15 protein-coding genes are annotated in these 17364 nt (G+C 45.1%); 4 read left to right on the top strand and 11 right to left on the bottom strand.

What is annotated here, in order from left to right; all coding sequences use genetic code 11:
* The first annotated feature begins 6 nt into the window (after positions 1-6).
* From oppC to ACUHGC_RS08205, 4 genes are all read left to right on the top strand, one after another.
* Positions 7-924 carry an oligopeptide ABC transporter permease OppC gene (gene oppC, locus ACUHGC_RS08220; RefSeq protein ID WP_446832864.1) on the top strand — a complete coding sequence of 306 codons (918 nt, stop codon included), beginning with the start codon at positions 7-9 and terminating at the stop codon, positions 922-924.
* 32 nt (positions 925-956) lie between these two features.
* Complete coding sequence (gene oppD / locus ACUHGC_RS08215) at positions 957-1964, top strand: oligopeptide ABC transporter ATP-binding protein OppD (protein ID WP_446832863.1); 1008 nt, start codon at positions 957-959, stop codon at positions 1962-1964.
* Complete coding sequence (gene oppF / locus ACUHGC_RS08210) at positions 1961-2941, top strand: murein tripeptide/oligopeptide ABC transporter ATP binding protein OppF (protein ID WP_446832862.1); 981 nt, start codon at positions 1961-1963, stop codon at positions 2939-2941. The genes oppD and oppF overlap by 4 nt, the downstream gene beginning before the upstream one ends.
* 70 nt (positions 2942-3011) lie before the next feature.
* Positions 3012-4010, top strand: coding sequence for a substrate-binding domain-containing protein (locus tag ACUHGC_RS08205; protein ID WP_446832861.1), 999 nt, complete (start codon positions 3012-3014; stop codon positions 4008-4010).
* Between the two features lie 13 nt (positions 4011-4023).
* Here ACUHGC_RS08205 and ACUHGC_RS08200 read toward each other — a convergent pair whose 3' ends face one another.
* From ACUHGC_RS08200 to ACUHGC_RS08150, 11 genes are all read right to left on the bottom strand, one after another.
* Positions 4024-4785, bottom strand: a complete 762-nt coding sequence (locus ACUHGC_RS08200) for a YdcF family protein (RefSeq protein WP_446832860.1) — start codon at positions 4783-4785, stop codon at positions 4024-4026.
* Between the two features lie 61 nt (positions 4786-4846).
* Positions 4847-5728: a methylenetetrahydrofolate reductase gene (gene metF, locus ACUHGC_RS08195; protein WP_446832859.1), complete on the bottom strand. Its 882-nt coding sequence runs from the start codon at positions 5726-5728 to the stop codon at positions 4847-4849.
* Positions 5729-5846: 118 nt separating this feature from the next.
* Positions 5847-6854 carry an AI-2E family transporter gene (locus tag ACUHGC_RS08190; protein ID WP_446834871.1) on the bottom strand — a complete coding sequence of 336 codons (1008 nt, stop codon included), beginning with the start codon at positions 6852-6854 and terminating at the stop codon, positions 5847-5849.
* Between the two features lie 195 nt (positions 6855-7049).
* Positions 7050-8090, bottom strand: coding sequence for a porin OmpA (gene ompA, locus ACUHGC_RS08185; RefSeq protein WP_446832858.1), 1041 nt, complete (start codon positions 8088-8090; stop codon positions 7050-7052).
* Positions 8091-8452: 362 nt separating this feature from the next.
* On the bottom strand, positions 8453-9340 hold the full coding sequence (locus ACUHGC_RS08180; RefSeq protein WP_446834810.1) for an IS256 family transposase, variant Zn-binding type: 888 nt from the start codon (positions 9338-9340) through the stop codon (positions 8453-8455).
* Between the two features lie 181 nt (positions 9341-9521).
* On the bottom strand, positions 9522-11033 hold the full coding sequence (gene glpK / locus ACUHGC_RS08175) for a glycerol kinase GlpK (RefSeq protein WP_446832857.1): 1512 nt from the start codon (positions 11031-11033) through the stop codon (positions 9522-9524).
* 19 nt (positions 11034-11052) lie between these two features.
* Positions 11053-11850, bottom strand: coding sequence for an MIP/aquaporin family protein (locus tag ACUHGC_RS08170; protein ID WP_446832856.1), 798 nt, complete (start codon positions 11848-11850; stop codon positions 11053-11055).
* Positions 11851-12179: 329 nt separating this feature from the next.
* On the bottom strand, positions 12180-12500 hold the full coding sequence (gene yciH / locus ACUHGC_RS08165; protein ID WP_446832855.1) for a stress response translation initiation inhibitor YciH: 321 nt from the start codon (positions 12498-12500) through the stop codon (positions 12180-12182).
* Positions 12501-12508: 8 nt separating this feature from the next.
* A complete protein-coding gene (gene pyrF / locus ACUHGC_RS08160; RefSeq protein WP_446832854.1) occupies positions 12509-13201 on the bottom strand; it encodes an orotidine-5'-phosphate decarboxylase in 693 nt (230 codons plus the stop codon).
* Positions 13202-13282: 81 nt separating this feature from the next.
* Positions 13283-15043: an ABC transporter ATP-binding protein/permease gene (locus tag ACUHGC_RS08155; RefSeq protein ID WP_446832853.1), complete on the bottom strand. Its 1761-nt coding sequence runs from the start codon at positions 15041-15043 to the stop codon at positions 13283-13285.
* Between the two features lie 62 nt (positions 15044-15105).
* Complete coding sequence (locus ACUHGC_RS08150; RefSeq protein WP_446832852.1) at positions 15106-17223, bottom strand: TonB-dependent receptor; 2118 nt, start codon at positions 17221-17223, stop codon at positions 15106-15108.
* Between the last annotated feature and the right edge of the window lie 141 nt (positions 17224-17364).

Here is a 17364-nt window from a genome sequence, read left to right as displayed (position 1 = left end):
CTCTCCATGTTAATAAAAAAAGAAAATATCGTATTGGTCGAACAATTGGCGCAGCAGCTTGCACAAGAGGAAGTCGAAGGTCGCAGCTTATGGCAAGATGCCAAACGCCGCTTTTTCCATAACCGCGCTGCCTTAGTCAGCTTGCTAGTGCTGTTTGCCATTACTCTATTCGTATTATTCGCCCCGCTGCTGATGCCATTCGCATTTGACGAAACCGACTGGAATATGATGTCAGCGGCGCCTGATTGGGAAAGCGGGCACTATTTCGGCACCGACTCTTCCGGTCGCGATATGTTGGTGCGCGTGGCGGTCGGCGGGCGCATTTCACTGTTGGTCGGCGTTGCCGGAGCCTTGATTGCGGTTTTGGTCGGCACGCTGTATGGCGCTACCTCCGGTTATGTCGGCGGCAAAACCGATGCGATCATGATGCGGATTTTAGAGATTTTAAACTCGTTTCCGTTTATGTTTTTCGTGATCTTATTGGTGACATTCTTCGGGCAAAATATTCTGCTGATCTTCGTCGCTATCGGCATGGTTTCGTGGCTGGATATGGCGCGGATTGTGCGCGGGCAAACTTTGAGCCTGAAACGCAAAGAGTTTGTCGAAGCGGCGATCGTTTGCGGCGTGCCGACACGGCAAATTATTTGGCGACATATTGTGCCGAATGTGCTGGGCGTGGTAGTGGTTTATGCCTCGCTGTTGGTGCCCGGCATGATTTTATTTGAATCCTTTCTGAGCTTTTTAGGCTTAGGCACACAAGAACCGCTAAGCAGCTGGGGCGGCTTATTAAACGATGGCGCCCGCTCTATGGAATATTTACCTTGGCTACTGGTTTTTCCGGCAATGTTTCTGGTGATTACGCTGTTTTGTTTTAACTTTATCGGCGACGGTTTGCGCGACGCCCTCGATCCGAAAGATCGATAAAGTGCGGTAGGAAAAGCGAAAAGGAAAAAACCATGACGAATAACAACTTATTACTTGATGTCAATAATTTACGGGTGATTTTCAGCACCCACGACGGCGATGTCACCGCGGTCAATAACCTGACGTTTTCACTGCAAGCCGGACAAACGCTTGGCATTGTGGGCGAATCCGGTTCGGGCAAATCACAAACGGCTTTTGCATTAATGGGGCTGCTTGCCGATAACGGACGAATTGAAGGCTCGGCGAAATTCAACGGTCAAGAAATTTTAAATCTACCGAAAAAGGCGTTAAACCGTCTGCGCGCGGAACAAATTGCGATGATTTTCCAAGATCCGATGACGTCACTGAATCCGTATATGAAAGTCAAAGATCAGCTGATGGAAGTGCTGATGCTGCATAAAGGCTTGGATCGCAAAACGGCGTATCAGGAATCGTTGCGAATGCTCGACGCAGTGAAAATGCCAGAAGCCAAAAAGCGAATGGAGATGTATCCGCATGAATTTTCAGGCGGTATGCGCCAACGTGTGATGATAGCCATGGCACTGCTCTGCCGCCCGAAATTGCTGATTGCCGACGAACCGACAACCGCACTTGACGTTACCGTGCAAGCGCAAATCATGAGTTTGCTGAATGAACTGAAAACCGAATTTAACACTGCGATTATTATGATCACCCATGATTTGGGCGTGGTCGCCGGGATCTGCGACAACGTGCTGGTGATGTACGCAGGTCGCACCATGGAATATGGCAGTGCCGAACAAATTTTTTATCAGCCGACCCACCCGTATTCCATCGGTTTGATTAATGCCGTGCCAAAACTCAACGAAGAAGCGCACGCCTTAATCACCATTCCGGGCAATCCGCCGAATTTGTTAAATCTGCCGAGCGGCTGCCCGTTCCAGCCTCGTTGCCAGCATGCCGGTGCGCAATGTTTGCAAGCGCCGCCGCTAAGCAAATTTGAATCGCAGCGTTTGCGCGCCTGCTTTATTCCGATTAACCAGCTTCAACCACAAATTCAATTGGGAGGCATGGCATCATGAGCGAAACATTACTGTTAGACGTGCACGATCTCAGCGTCCATTTTAAAATTAAGCAAGATAAAAAGGCGTTTTTCGCCAAGCCAGCAACCTTAAAAGCGGTGAATCAAGTTTCATTTAAACTCTATCAAGGCGAAACCTTGGGCGTGGTGGGCGAATCCGGCTGCGGCAAATCTACGTTAGCGCGCGCGATTATCGGCTTGGTGCCGTCAGCTGGCGGCAATATGGTGTGGTTAGGCAAAAACTTAAACCAGCAAACCGCCAAACAGTGGAAAGCATTGCGCAATGACATTCAAATGATTTTCCAAGATCCATTGGCTTCTTTAGATCCGAGAATGACTATCGGCGATATTATTGCCGAGCCGCTGAAGGTCTACCAACCGCACTTGAGCCGCGCAGAAGTCAAAGTACAGGTGCAGAATATGATGAAAAAAGTCGGCTTACTGCCGAATTTAATCAATCGTTATCCGCATGAATTTTCCGGCGGTCAATGTCAGCGGATTGGAATTGCGCGCGCGTTAATCATCGAGCCGAAGCTGATTATTTGTGATGAACCGGTTTCCGCGCTAGATGTTTCCATTCAAGCGCAAGTGGTGAATTTGCTGAAAGCGCTGCAAAAAGAGATGGGATTATCGCTGATTTTTATTGCACACGATTTATCGGTGGTCAAACATATTTCCGACCGAGTGCTGGTGATGTATTTGGGCAATGCAGTTGAATTGGGCGATTATAAATCGGTGTTCCACGACACCAAACACCCTTACACCAAAGCGTTGATGTCGGCAGTGCCGATTCCTGATCCGAAATTGGAACGTAACAAGCAGATTCAGTTATTGGAAGGCGATCTGCCGTCGCCGATTAATCCGCCGTCTGGCTGTGTGTTTCGTACCCGCTGCCCGATTGCCGATGCGCAATGTGCCGCGAAAAAACCGCACTTACAAGGCAATGATCAACATTTAGTGGCGTGCTTTAAGGTATAATCAACTTTATTTCAACGGTTATGGCGCAAGCCCTCACTTGCGCCGTCTCAAGAATCGGACATCAGTTTAAATGCAAAACAAACGCCCTGTACTGCAAGACATCGCCAATCATCTCGGCATCACTAAAATGACGGTCAGCCGTTATTTGCGCAATCCGCAAACGGTTGCGCCTGCCACGCGCGAAAAAATCGCCGCCGCGATCGAACAATTCGGCTATATTCCGAATGTTGCCTCGCGGATCATGTCGAGTGCTAAGAGCTATGCTATTGGTGTGCTGGTTCCCTCGCTCACTAACCAAGTGTTTGCCGATGTGATTAAGGGAATTGAATCGGTGACTGAGTTGTCCGGCTATCAAACCATGTTGGCGCATTTCGGCTATTCGCCGGAAATCGAGGAAAAACGGATTAAATCGCTGCTCTCTTATAATGTCGATGCGCTGATTTTGTCGGAAAATGTTCACAGCAAACAAGCGCTGAAAATGCTCCAAGTCGCCAATATTCCGGTGATTGAAATGATGGATTTGCAGCACAGCAAGCCGGTGGCGCAAGCAGTCGGGTTCGATAACCGCGCGGCGGCAAAACAAATGACCGAAGCGATGATTCGGCGCGGGCGCAAGCAAATCGTCTACTTTGCCGCACGCATGGACAACCGCACTTTTCAAAAGATCGAAGGCTATGAAGCGGCGATGAAAACCCACGGTTTACAGCCGTATAAGTTGATCACCGAACAGGCATCATCTTTTAGCTTGGGCGCACAGCAGCTGCGACAAATTTTGGCACAGCGTCCGGATACCGATGGCATTTTTTGTACCAATGATGACTTGGCGATCGGTGCGCTGTTTGAATGTCAGCGGCAAGGTATTGCCGTACCACAGCAAATTGCGATTGCCGGATTTCACGGACACAATGTCGGGCAGTCCATGACGCCACAACTTGCCTCAGTGATCACCCCGCGGTTTGAGATCGGCAAAATTGCCGCACAAGAAGTGATTGATCGCTTAAACGATATTCCGCCCGCTCGCGATATTATTGATACCGGCTTTCAAATTCATTTTGGTGAAAGTTTATAACGCTCAAGTGCGGTCAGCGCACCGCTGTGTAACGCAACGCGAAATAGCCGATCCACTCTTTCAGCGCAATTTGGCTATCCATTAACGACGCCATTTGCGGAATAAAAGACATCACGCCCGCATCTTGTTCCGTCTGCCGTTTCACTGCCGCCGGCAGCACTTCAAAGCTTTGTTGTTCAAACAGATATTTCGCCCGCCGCATATGCCAGTCATTCGTCACCAAAATGATCCGATTTAATTCACTGCCCTGCGCTCTCAGTAACTGTTTGGTGAATTTGGCATTTTCGCCGGTGGTACTTGATTCGGTTTCTTTCCAACTGACATCAATCGCGAAATATTGCTTAAATTCTTGCGCCATGATTTCCGCTTCCGCATCACTTTCGGAGGCGCTGCCGCCGGTAGTCAGAATCGGCAAACCGGTTTGTTGGTGCAAATGCGCCGCATAGCGCATTCTTTCCAACGGAAGTGCGGTCACGCTATTTTCCCGATTATGAACATTACTTTCCCGAATTCCGCCGCCCAACACCACAATCAGCTCGGCTTGTCGGTACTCATCAGGCTGCGGAGTGGAAATGGAAGCGGTAAGGCTGCTATGCAAATAATGCGCGACCAGCGGTGTGCTGAGCGCGTAAAATAACACCAGCGTCGCCAGTGCCAACAGTTTGGCGCTGTATTTGCAGTTGAAATAGTAGAGCACCGCCGCCAAAAGTAGCAGTAAAATAATGCTGAACGGCGGTAGTAACATAGTTAATAGCAGTTTTCTAAGAAAAAACATTCACGTTGCTCCAAATAAAAAGAGGGCTTAACACCCTCTAAAAACCATAAAACGCTGTCTTTTATACCGGACGAACGCCGAGGGTGTGGCAAATGGCATAGGTTAATTCCGAACGGTTCAAGGTGTAGAAATGGAAATCTTTTACCCCTTCTTTCGACAAAATTTTCACCATATCCATCGCAATACTGGCGGCAACCAGATTGCGGCTGGTTTGATCGTTTTCCAATCCGTCATACATTTTCACCATCCAGCTTGGAATTTTGACATTGGTGACGGTCGCCATTTTTTGTAACTGCTTGAAATTAGAGACCGGCAAGATCCCCGGCACAATTTCCACATCAATTCCGATGGTAGCGCAGCGATCACGAAAACGCAAATAGCTGTCGATATCAAAGAAAAACTGGGTGATTGCACGGCTGGCGCCAGCGTCAATTTTCCGTTTGAGATGCAGCAAATCAGCTTGTGCAGATTTTGCTTCCGGATGCACTTCCGGATAGGCGGCAACCGAAATATCAAAATCGGCAACGCCGCGCAATAATTCGACCAAATCCGAGGCATAAAACGGCTTTTTAGCATAGCCTGGCGGCTCGTCACCGCGCAAGGCGACAATATGCCGAATCCCGCTGTCCCAATAATCTTTAGCGATCACTTTCAATTCGTCAGGTGTGGCATCGATTCCGGTCAAGTGCGGTGCGGCTTCTAATCCGGTTTGCTGCTTAATCGCTTTGACGATGCCGTGGGTGCGTTCGCGCTCGCCGGAATTGGCGCCGTAAGTCACCGACACAAACTTCGGTTTCAACACTTTCAGGCGATCGATTGACTCCCACAGCAAGGTTTCCATTTTTTCATTTTTCGGCGGAAAAAATTCAAAAGAAACATTCAATTTCCCGTTTAAATCCGCCACGCTTTGATTCAGGGCGTCAATCTCTCTGGCATAACTCATACTGACCTCATTTCAATCTAGATGTTTAGACGTCTAAATTAATCAGTATTTCAGTTGCAGTCAAATTTGTTATTTTCACTTTTACCATGAATAAAATTCATAATAAAAGTATTACGTATTATTCTTCCCCGCTGCCAAGCAGATACGCCAATTTTTCGGTTGCCGGACTGGCTTCCAAAGCAATTTTGGTCGCCATGGTTAACGGGACGGATAAAAACATTCCGACAGTGCCCAATAACCAGCCCCAAAAGATCAAGGAAATAAACACCACCAAGGTTGATAGCCCCAAATGCTCACCCATTACACGCGGTTCCACCAGGTTACCAAATACCATATTTACCGCAAAATAGGCGATGATCACCGCAATACCTTCGCCTATACCGTTTAGCAAAAATGCCTGCACCACCACCGGGATCGCTGCAATGATCGAACCAATATTCGGAATATAATTCATCAGAAAAGCGACGCTCGCCCATAAGACCGCATACTGGATTCCGAGTATTTTCAGTACAATAAAAATAAATACCCCGGTTAGAATGCTGATGACCGTTTTAATCGTCAGATAGCTGATCACGCTATCGATCACTCGATACACTTCGCTTTTTAATTCGATTTGTTCGCCCGCCGATTGGCTGTTGGCTAAATAGGTCAGCTTGCGTTTTGCCAATGGAATTTCAAGCAACATAAACACCACGATTAAAAACAACACGAAAATATTACTGAGCATTCCCGATAGTTGCCCGAGCACATTGCTCATAAAATTCATTAACGTATTCGGATTTAAACTTTCAACAATCCGTTGTTTTGGCAGGAACAGCGGGATATTGTATTTATCTGCAAGTGCGGTTAGCCAGGCGACTTTTTCCGTTAATAACACCTTATACTCCGGCATTGAGGCGGTAAATTCATTCACCGAGGCGCCAACCAACGTTGCAAAGATACTAAATATCATAAAGATGAAGCATAACAGCAGTGTAATCGCTAGCCATTGCGGTACTTTATAGCGCATCATTTTACCGACCAGCGGCGAGCAAATAATGCTGATAAACAAGGCAAGCAATAGCGGCGTGATGATATCGGCTGCCGCTTTCACCCCGGCTAACACGATAACAATCGCCGCACTCATCACACAAAGCGCAAATAATGGGTTTTGATTACATTCTGATTGAGGCAAGGCTTTATTCGACTTCATTGCAACTCCTACTCGTTATTCTGGCGATGCAATATTGTACCTGATTTCCTTGATTGCTGATAAGTATTTCATTCAAACGAAAAAACCCGACAAATGTCGGGTTTTAAGCAATTTAAATCGGTTTCTTAATTACATAGAAACAGATTTAGCACCTTGTACCGCAACTTCTACGCGACGGTCTGGGGCTAAACACGCGATCAACGCTTTACGACCGTTTACCGCATCACAGTTGCTGCCGGTAACCGGATTTGCTTTACCGTAACCGACTGCAGTTACGTTAGTTTGAGCAACGCCTTTAGACACTAAGTAGTTAGCAACAGTTTCAGCACGTTTTTCAGACAATTTTTGGTTATAAGCATCAGAACCGATACGGTCTGTGTAACCCGCTACATTGTAGTTAGGGTTTGCCAAACCGGAGCTAGCCACTTCTGCAGTCATGCCGTCTAGCGCTTGTTCCGCACCGGATTTCAGGCTTGATTTTGAGAAATCAAACAATACATCGGAGCTGAATGCGAATTTTTTGGTGATGATTTCAGGTGCTGCAGCAACGCCTTGACCGAAACGGTAGCTTAAGCCTGCAGAAACAGAACTGATGTCTGGACGGTAGTCTGCACGTTGACCGTCAGAATCTTTCAGTTTACCAACATTATTCAGCCATTGATATTCAACACGTAATGCTAAAGATGGCAGAATTGCATATTCTAAACCACCAGCAAATAATGCTGAAGTTTTTAGGCTGTGCTCACGATCCCAAACTGAATTATTGCTATAAGCTTTATAATCAGAACGCACTAAAGCTGCACCAACACGCGCATAAACGTCCAGATCAGACAGTACCGGATAGCTAGCTTTTAAGCTCAAGTGAGTACCGTGGTTAGTATGTTTAGATACGGTGTTACCTTGGCGTTTAATTTTAGCACGACCAAAATCATCGTAGCCTAACTCAACTGCAAAGTTATCAGTGATTTGGTAGCCACCGAACACACCGTAAGTCACGGAGTTGCGGCGAGTTCCTTGTACACCGTCACGTTCAAATTGCTCTAAACCGTCATGGAAAGATGCCCAACCGGCTTTAGCACCTGCATAGAAAGTATTTGCTTGTGGTGCTGCTTGTGCTACAGATGCTAATGCCAAACCTGAGATGGCTAATGCAATTGCAGTTTTTTTCATTTTGATGATCCTCTATTTTTCATCTATCAATATAGATTGCATTTCTTGATGAAAGCTGTCATTGCTTTAATTGAAATTTAAATAAATGACAAATCTATATTTAACATTTTGATTTATACCGATGTGGCTAAATCATCCTATACTCAATTGATATAGTAATTGACCCATTGGGTAATTTGAGTATTGGTAAATTATCCTAGTGCTTTCACAAAAAATCAAGCATAGATGTCAAAAGATGATTATTTTTTGTTCGATACATAGGATTATTTACGTAGGCATAGTAGACAAAAATGTGGCTGATTTTGAGATCTAAGCTTCTATTAGACATTTTTGTGGCTACTCCTCTTAAAGCGCTAGTTTTTCTAGCTCTTTTTATTCAAAAAATCCTGTATAAACATAATCTTATTCCTTCGGTTTAGTCCATTATGAACGGATAATTTCTGCTTTAAATCCTTAAACAGCCCTTCCAGCCGATTTGTCGTTTTTTCTATCCGTAACTCCGGGTATTTTTCAAAGACAAACAAGTAATCCATATAGCGTTTAATACTGGCATAAGCCCCTCTCAATTTGCGATGTTTATAAGGAAATTTACCCTGATTATCGGGTATATCAGACCGTTCTTCTAAGTAAGCTTTATGCTGCAAAAACCAGTGATGCAAACGGACATAAAAGTCATTTTTGTGACTCTGCTTGAGTGTTTTAACCATTGTTTTCAGTTCCTTTCCGGCAACGGATTTAGGGTTTCTCGTCAGCTTGCGAATCACCATTGCAACAAGGTGAAATTGGCACATTTGGGTTGGCGTATTAAATATATCTTTCAATAAGCCCCGTCGCCCATCGCAAGTAATAGATTGAATAATAAATCCTTTTTTACGCAATCGATTGATGGCTTTGGTATAGTAAATGTCCTTTTCGGTACGAACGATTTGGTGGTAAATCACCTTTTTTGAGCGGGAATCCATTATGACTAATACGCCGAATTGTGGCCCGAAAAAAGTGACATCCATAATAAGATTCAACATTGTGGTTTGCGGTGTGCTGAGTGGCGTTTTAGGGGCTTTTTTCAGGTGCCTTTGGATAGTCCTGACCGAACAATCATAGGTTAACGCAAGCTGCTTATACGTCTGTTTTCCGACGGTGTAATCGTGCCAGATTTGGGCGGATTGAAGGTAATTTGTGTGAGAATATGTCCGTAAACAATCCAAGCATTTATAGCGTTGCTTGCCTGAATTTTTACCGTGTTTTTTAATGTGTTCTGAACCACAGAAATAGCAATTTTTTGGTCATTTTAAAAAATCTCACTTAACGCCTTATTCTATAAGGGATTAAGCGAGATTTCAGCCACATTTTTGTCTACTATGCCTAAATTACTCCGATAGAGAAACGGGGCGAATTATCATTATCGCCCCGTTTCACTTCACTCATTCCCCTTTACTCCTCGTCATCTTTCTCCCAAGCTAAAGCGCGTTTCACGGCTTTCTTCCAGCCTTTATAACGGCGGGCGCGTTTTTCTTCGCAGCCGTCCGGCACAAAAGTCCGTTCGATACTGGCTTTATCTTTCAACTCATCCAGATCTTTCCAGAAGCCTGTTACCAAACCGGCGAGGTATGCTGCGCCAAGTGCGGTCACTTCTTTGACTTTTGGACGTTCAACTTCAGTATTTAAAATATCAGCTTGGAACTGCATCAAGAAATTATTGGCAGTTGCCCCACCGTCGACGCGTAATTTTTTCAAGCTGTCGCCGGAGTCGGACTGCATCGCCTCCAAAACATCTCGGGTTTGATAAGCGATAGATTCCAGCGTCGCACGTACAATGTGGTTACGGTTCGCGCCACGAGAAAGCCCCATAATCGCCCCGCGCGCATACGGATCCCAATACGGTGCGCCCAAGCCGGTGAACGCCGGCACGACATACACACCGTTACAATCCGGCACTTTTTGTGCAAAATATTCGGAATCGTAGCTGTCATGTACAATTTTCAGTTCATCGCGCAGCCATTGAATTGAAGCGCCGCCCATGAAGATTGAGCCTTCCAACGCATAACAAGGTGAACCGTCCGCTTTACAGCCAATTGTAGTCAGCAAACCGTTTTGTGAACGCACCGCTTTATCGCCGGTGTTCATTAGTAGGAAGCAACCTGTACCGTAAGTATTTTTCGCCATACCCGCATTAACGCACAAATGCCCATAAAGTGCGGCTTGCTGATCGCCTGCAATCCCCGCAACCGGAATCCGCACGCCGCCTTGTCCGCCGATGTTGGTTTGTCCGTAGACTTCTGACGATTTTTTCACTTCCGGCAGCATGGCGCGTGGTACACCCAAAATTTCCAGCATTTTGTCGTCCCACTGCATGGTATGAATGTTAAATAACATGGTACGCGAGGCGTTGGTATAATCAGTGACGTGCACCCGACCTTGCGTCAGTTTCCAGACTAACCAAGTATCAACCGTGCCGAACAACAACTCGCCTTTTTCCGCTTTTTCGCGCGCGCCTTCCACGTTGTCCAAAATCCATTTAACTTTCGTCCCGGAAAAATACGGATCGACCACTAAGCCTGTTGTCGATTTGATGTATTCTTCATGTCCCTCCGCTTTTAATTTTTCGCAAATATCCGCGGTACGGCGGCATTGCCACACAATCGCATTATACACCGGTTTGCCGCTCTCCTTTTCCCACACAATGGTGGTTTCACGCTGATTGGTGATCCCGATCGCAGCAATGCTGTCCGCCTTGATCCCCGCCATTGCAACGGCTTCGTTTAAGGTTGAACTTTGCGTCGCCCAAATTTCCATCGGATTATGTTCCACCCAGCCTGCTTGCGGATAGATTTGGGTGAATTCACGCTGCGCCACGCTGACCACATTAGCATCATGATCTAAAATCAGTGCGCGAGAGCTTGTTGTGCCTTGATCCAAGGCAATAATGTATTGTTTCTCAGTCATAATCATCTCCGTTATTTAATCAGTCGATTTGGCAAGTGTTGCAAGGTAAATTTTTTTTGATTAGGCGTTGATAGCCATACGCGCCAATTAATGCACCGACAATGGGTGCGACAATCGGTACCAGCGCATAAGGAATCGCTTGTCCGCCTGTCATGGCAATATCGCCCCAACCGGCTAAATAGGTAAATAATTTAGGCCCGAAGTCGCGTGCCGGATTCATCGCAAAGCCGGTGAGTGGCCCCATTGAGCCGCCGATAACCGCAATTAAAACCCCGATCAGCAACGGTGCTAATGAGCCACGCGGTAAACCGTTGCCGTCATCGGTCAAGGCAAGAATCAGCGCCATCAGCACGGCGGTGATCACCATTTCAACGGCAAATGCCTGCACCAAACCCAATGCCGGATGTGGATAGGTTGAAAAGGTACCGGCTAGGCTCAAACTCTCTTGGCTGCCGCGCACAATATTGTTCACCGTCTCAAATTCGATAAACAAGTTGCGATAAAGAAAATAGACTACTGCCGCCGCACAAAATGCGCCGCCCACTTGCGCCACAATATAAGGCAAAACTTTTTTGCCGTCAAAGCAAGCAAATTTCCATAACGCAATGGTCACCGCCGGGTTTAAGTGTGCGCCTGAAACACCTGCCGTGGCATACACCGCAAGCGCAACCCCCATCCCCCACATAATGCTGATTTCCCATTGTCCGAAGCCGGCGCCCGCAACTTTCAAAGCCGCAACACAGCCGACCCCGAAAAAAATTAACAGTCCCGTTCCTAAAAATTCACCGATACAAGCGGCTTTAAGCGATCTTTCCATTTGAACGTCTCCATGTTATAGTAAAACAAGGTTGTAATAAAACAAAGTTATAGTTAAACAAGCGTTAAACGAACACAAAATTTTCCTTTTAGAAAATTCGGCGTTAATTTAGCGAATATCGACATTTTTAGAAAGGCTATTATTGTCAGATTGTGATAGCTATCAAATTATTTATTCATTAGTGATTTGAAATGGTTAGGAATCAAGCAAAAAGCAAGCATAACTTTAAATTCGCCAATAATTTCATTAACGAAAATTATTACAGCATAGCGAGCACAAAAAAGCCGCTTCCTGCTATAGGAAACGGCTTGTTTCACAACCTTGATCGATTAGCCGCCGGCTAATTTGACCTTGTGCCCTTTTTGTTCCAGCAACTGTTTTAACAACTCGCGGTTTTCACCTTGAATTTCAATCGTGCCGTTTTTGACGGCACCACCGCAGCCACAGCGTTTTTTCAGTTCGGAAGCTAACTTTTCCAACTCGGCGGTTGGCAGTGCCAAACCGCTGATAACGGAAACGCCCTTGCCTTTACGCCCACTGACTTGGCGCTGAATTCGCACAATGCCGTCGCCTTTGGCAACGACTTCCTGCGGTTTTTCAACTTTTACCCGCCCGATTTCAGTGGAATAAACTAACGGATTATTCGACATCACAATCCTTAGGCAATTGAGGCATTGATATTTTTCAACACGCCGACCGGATCTTCGGATAATGTGATCGGGCGCCCGATAACCAGATAATCCGAACCGGCTTCAATCGCTTCTTTCGGACTCATCACGCGGCGTTGATCGCCAAATTCCGCCCCTTCAGGGCGAATTCCCGGGGTGATCAGTTTGAAATCTTTACCGCAGTTGGCACGCAGAATTTCCACTTCTTGCGGCGAACACACCACGCCGTCCAACCCGGCACGCTGACTGAGGCGCGCCAAGCGGATGACCTGCTCCATCGGAGAAGCATTTAAGCCGATTTGTAACAGATCTACGTCTTCCATGCTGGTCAGCACAGTAACCGCAATAATAATCGGCGCATCTTTTCCATAAGGCTCTAAAATTTTCTTGGCGGTTTCCATCATACGCAAACCGCCGCTGGCGTGTACATCCACCATCCAGACGCCCAAATCCGCCGCCGAGCGCACCGCTCTTGCCACGGTATTCGGAATATCATGGAATTTGAGATCCAAAAACACATCAAAACCACGGCTGTGCAGTTGCTTCACGAAGTCCGTTCCCAATGTGGTGAACATCTCTTTCCCGACTTTGACACGGCATAAACTCGGATCAATTTGATCGACTAAACTCAATGCCTGACGTTCTGTTTCATAATCGAGCGCAACAATAATTTTACTGTCCATGGTTTTCCCCTGCTGGTTATTTGAAATAAGAGATAAATTGCCTTATTCTAGCGTTTTGCCGTTGATTTTGCCAACGGTCATTCAACAAAGCGTTCCTAATTTTAACTGTTTATTATGAAATTGCAGCAAACTGCCCCGATGTCCGATGCTGAGAATAATCGCGGTCGGTAGCTTTTCTCTCACCATTTGATAAAGCAATGCCTCTGTTGGTTCGTCTAGCGCCGATGTGGTTTCATCAAGAAACACCACTTCCGGTTCGCTTAATAAAATTCGGATAAACGCCACTCGCTGTAACTCGCCCGGTGATAAAATCACTTGCCAGTCATTTTCTACATCTAAAGCCGAAAGATATTTTTCCAACCGACACGCTTTAATGGTCTCTTCCAATTTGGCATGATGAGGCGGAATATTCGGATAACAAATTGCATCACGCAACGTGCCTTGCGGCATATAAGGTCGCTGTGGCAAAAACAGCGCTTCCGCGCCGCACGGACGTTCGGCACAACCGATGGTATCAAACGGATAAATACCGGCAATCGCTTTCAGCAGCGTGGTTTTTCCAATGCCGGACGGCCCTTGAATCAATAACGCATCACCATTTTCTAGATGAATATTCACCCCGTCTAAAATAATCTGTTCTTGCTGGTTTTTAATCCCGAAATCACGCAACACCACACGATGAGTACATGCCAACGGTTGCCGCACTTGAATATGGTCTAGTTCGTCCAATTTCGTCATAAAACCATACAGACGATTTAAGCGCGCGCGATATAAGGTAAATTCCTCATAAAACAGGCGGAAAAAAGACAAAGCCCGCATTAAGCGATTAAACGATTGCACGGTTTGATGCATATCGCCAAGCGTCACCTGCCCGCTAAAAAAACGTGGCGCCTGTAACATTAACGGCAAAAACATCGCCACTTGTGTCACCCCGGTATTAAATCCGTCCAACCCGAGCATTCTGCGCACAATTGCCCAACGGTTTTGAATAACGGTGTTAAATTTATCACTTAGATTACGCTTTTCCTGCTTTTCACCGTCATAAAAAGCGATACTTTCCGCATTATCCCGCACTCGAATTAATGAGTAACGATAATCCGCATAAAAATGCTCTTTGTTAAAATTTAATTTAATCAACGGATAGCCAATCCAGATCGAAAGTGCGGTTGCAACCAGAATAAAGATATAGATAAAAAACACTACGCCTTTCGGAATCGCAACACCGAATAAAACCAGCAATCCGGAGAGTGACCATAAAATCAATGTAAATTCAATCGTGGAAACAATCGAGTTAATAATTCCGCGCACTAAATCCACCGTGCCAGAAATAAACTCTCTTGCATCTTGTTCAATCCGCTGATCGATATTATCCGGCAACTCTTTATCATATTGCACCCGATAGTAATTTTTATTATTTAACCAGCGAACCAGCATTTCCTGATTTAACTTTTCTAACCATCGAATTTCAAAGACTTGGCGCATTAAATAGTTAATGATGGAATGGATAATTTTAAAAATCACCAACATCGCATTAATCGTAGCAAAAAACCAAAAGGCATCAATTTTTTTATCTTGTAATGAGCTGTATAACCCATTATAGAAAAACGAATTCAGTACGCTGATCCTGACTTCAATCAGAATTAAAGCAAACAGAATAATGATCAGCCCAATGACTTTATAGCGTTGGCTTTTTTGTACGCAAGGTTTGGTAATCAACCAAAATTGCCGCCCAAAACGTGTCTGTTTTAGTGCAACGGAGATAAGAATAAAAAAGAGCGTCACCCAGAAAAGTGCGGTTAGGATCCATGAAAAGCTGGTATTCAGCTCGGTTTGCCAGTTCATTATTATTGTTCCATCAACATATAAAAGGGCAGTTAAAACTGCCCTGCTTGCTATTTACTCAATTAAAATGAATATTCCGCATTTAACCAATACGTCCGAGGCATACCCACGACAGCAAAGCTGCGATCATAACGACCACGTTGCACTTGCCAATAGTGTTCATTGAACACATTTTCAACTGCACTTCGTAATGTCAGTGTCTGTTTTTCATTAAGCTTAATTTGATATTTTGTACCTACATCAACGGTAGTATAAGACGGTAAAACATATTTACTCGCACTATCTTGATAGGATTTACCATAATATTGCAATCCGGCATTCAACGTCAGATTTTTAATAAATGATGTATCCCACTCTACTGCCGCTTTAGCAATAATCCGAGGACTTGCAACTTGAGTTCCTGTAACAATATTTCCAGCATAACTTGGATAGTCAATTAACTCACCTTTATTATAGGTCACACCAAGCTGTGGACGGAGTGTTCCGCCAAGTAGATTAGCATAAAGATTAAGTTCAACCCCACGATTGCGCTCTTCTCCTTGCTCATTGCCCGTTGTACGCACAACTCCCGGACGGCGGATTTGATAAACACTCAATGTGGTTGTTAACGTTTCTCCCCAGTTCTTACGCACGCCCAGTTCCATTTGTCGGCTCACTATCGGTTTTGCCATCGCCCCCGTTTCATCATCAACAAAGCCGGGCTCCAGATCTTCCAAATAGTTGGTATAAAGCACGAGATTTGGGTTTGGTACCCAAGCCATCGTAATCATTGGGCTAAACCGATCCGATTTTGCGTTTAGATTGGCACGATAATCTTTTTGCTTGATCCACTGAAAACGCCCACCTAGAGTCAATCGGATTTTATCATCGAATAATCCCAACGTATCTGCCAGCGCTAAACTACGCGATGTCAGTTTTTCATCGGTATTGCCTTGTACTAACCCCGTATAAGCTGGCTGTGGATAAAAAACAGGATTATAAATATTTAATCTAGAACTGGTTGGCGCAACCGCACTTTGATCAAAATCACGACTACGAACTACATTATCAAAAGACATATTCCAATTATGATTGACATTGCCAGTGGCAAATTCACCCTGTAATTTAAGATTAGCACTGGTTGTGCGTGTTCTATAATCCATCAATCGCATTTGGCGAATAGTATAATCACCTACTGGATTTGCCATTCGAATTTGTCCAAATGAACCGTAATAGCGTGATTCCATATGCCCAATACCACCGGATAACATCATACTATGCGTCAAATCATATTCGAAAATAAACATCCCTGTCTGATCATCAGTCGTCTGTCCTGACCAGTGTGGAATCAAATTAATTTTGCCATTCGATGCTTTCGGTAATACAAAGTCAAGATTTTGAATATCCTGCACCCGCGCCCTCCCACCATTGGTGGCGCGTTTAGTAAATAAGTAATCTAAGCCAACTCGGAGTTTATCACCGCGATAATCAACACTGAGTGCGAGTTCTTTATTCCGCTCATCATATCCCATCCGAGCAGTGTCACCGTCACGATATTTCCCATTAATCCTGATTCCCCATGCATTATTTTCACCAAAACGGCGCCCTACATCGAAGGATGACTGTAGTCGATTATTGCTAAACCATGTGAAACCAAGTTTATTAATCGGTTGATCAGTGGCACGTTTTGTTTCAATATTGATTGAAGCACCAGATGAACCTTCGGGATCCATACCGACTGTTGCCGTGGATGCACCTTTAATCAGCTGTGCCGAACTCACCGCCACAGTGGGTGAATTATAAGTAGAATAAAGCCCCGCTAATCCATTGACGCTAAACTGTCTGGCATCCAACTGTAATCCGCGAACATAAACCCCTTGTAAAGTATTCGTTTCCCCGCCAAAATTCATTACTGATGCGTCAGCCTTCGCAATTGCATCTACAACATTTCGGGGCGCTTGATCGGCAAATGCTTTTTCATCATAGTTCACAACACTAATCGGTGACGTAAATGCAAGTTGCTGTCCTAGCAGGCTTAAATTAACTTGATCTTTTAAATTGCCATTCGCCGCTTTGAATGTTTCAAGTTCGGTCACAATTTCAATTTGTTCTAAATCATCAGACTGACTCGTTTCAGCCAAAGCCGCAAAAGAAATGCCTGTAAAAAGAACGGTATAAATCAGACTTAATTTAAAATGCATAATTTACCTATCGCAATAAAAGGTTTACTCAAAAAGTAGATTGCAAGTATAGTGAACTATTTTTACTTTGGCAATGAAAATAATTCTTATTGGCAAAGTGCAATCTTACCCTTGGCATCAATGCACAACAGTTGGATTTTT

This window comes from Testudinibacter sp. P27/CKL/0425 (genome assembly GCF_052931395.1).
This window is presented reverse-complemented; position numbering and strand designations above follow the sequence as displayed.

Bases quoted from the DNA above. Each gene is read 5' to 3' on its own strand.
- oppC (WP_446832864.1), top strand. From the start codon at position 7: ATGTTAATAAAAAAAGAAAATATCGTATTGGTCGAACAATTGGCGCAG.
- oppD (WP_446832863.1), top strand. From the start codon at position 957: ATGACGAATAACAACTTATTACTTGATGTCAATAATTTACGGGTGATT.
- oppF (WP_446832862.1), top strand. From the start codon at position 1,961: ATGAGCGAAACATTACTGTTAGACGTGCACGATCTCAGCGTCCATTTT.
- ACUHGC_RS08205 (WP_446832861.1), top strand. From the start codon at position 3,012: ATGCAAAACAAACGCCCTGTACTGCAAGACATCGCCAATCATCTCGGC.
- ACUHGC_RS08200 (WP_446832860.1), bottom strand. From the start codon at position 4,785: ATGTTTTTTCTTAGAAAACTGCTATTAACTATGTTACTACCGCCGTTC.
- metF (WP_446832859.1), bottom strand. From the start codon at position 5,728: ATGAGTTATGCCAGAGAGATTGACGCCCTGAATCAAAGCGTGGCGGAT.
- ACUHGC_RS08190 (WP_446834871.1), bottom strand. From the start codon at position 6,854: ATGAGTGCGGCGATTGTTATCGTGTTAGCCGGGGTGAAAGCGGCAGCC.
- ompA (WP_446832858.1), bottom strand. From the start codon at position 8,090: ATGAAAAAAACTGCAATTGCATTAGCCATCTCAGGTTTGGCATTAGCA.
- glpK (WP_446832857.1), bottom strand. From the start codon at position 11,033: ATGACTGAGAAACAATACATTATTGCCTTGGATCAAGGCACAACAAGC.
- ACUHGC_RS08170 (WP_446832856.1), bottom strand. From the start codon at position 11,850: ATGGAAAGATCGCTTAAAGCCGCTTGTATCGGTGAATTTTTAGGAACG.
- yciH (WP_446832855.1), bottom strand. From the start codon at position 12,500: ATGTCGAATAATCCGTTAGTTTATTCCACTGAAATCGGGCGGGTAAAA.
- pyrF (WP_446832854.1), bottom strand. From the start codon at position 13,201: ATGGACAGTAAAATTATTGTTGCGCTCGATTATGAAACAGAACGTCAG.
- ACUHGC_RS08155 (WP_446832853.1), bottom strand. From the start codon at position 15,043: ATGAACTGGCAAACCGAGCTGAATACCAGCTTTTCATGGATCCTAACC.
- ACUHGC_RS08150 (WP_446832852.1), bottom strand. From the start codon at position 17,223: ATGCATTTTAAATTAAGTCTGATTTATACCGTTCTTTTTACAGGCATT.